General features: G+C 28.4%; 1 protein-coding gene. It reads right to left on the bottom strand.

The genetic code is table 11. The features are described 5' to 3' along the window. Positions 1-313: hypothetical protein (locus GQR46_RS20470; RefSeq protein WP_165742369.1), on the bottom strand; the 313-nt coding region annotated here is incomplete at its 3' end. Between the last annotated feature and the right edge of the window lie 225 nt (positions 314-538).

Raw genomic sequence — 538 nt, 5'->3', positions numbered from 1 at the left:
CAAAAAACTCTAGTTTTTTACTTCGGGATAATAATTCCAATTTATATTTAGTTATTTTTATAGAGCTATACTTCATATACTCTCTGAAGCCGTCGATAATTTTATTATCGTTAATCGAAACTAATTCTAATTGAGTATCATGAAGATAACTTTCATCATGTTTCTGATCGTCACTTGCTGGCGCTAACGTAAATCTCAAAATAGCTAGATTATCTTTCAACTCCGACTCTACAAGCTTTACCCTAATATCGTTCCCAGTATTTAGGTGTTGAAAAAAAATACTTGTTGTTCCTTTACGTAAACTACGATTCATATTTAGCTCCATAAGATGTTTGATGATGAAATACTAATAAACTACATCTACTTTTTTAATATATAGTAATTTTTAATAATATTAAAAACTTATAACTGCCAAACATCAAAGATTATAATTATTAATTTTTATGCTAACTAATAATAAAAAAGGCATATTTCAACAGTCGCGTTGCTCGTATTCCCGTCATTATATAACATTTAGTTTCTCACTGTTCTTGGTGGT

Source organism: Pseudoalteromonas sp. Z1A6, assembly GCF_011378745.1.
GTDB classification, from domain to species: Bacteria; Pseudomonadota; Gammaproteobacteria; order Enterobacterales; family Alteromonadaceae; genus Pseudoalteromonas; species Pseudoalteromonas arctica.
Note: the sequence above shows the minus strand (reverse complement) of the source record. Positions and strands in the feature narration are given on the sequence as shown.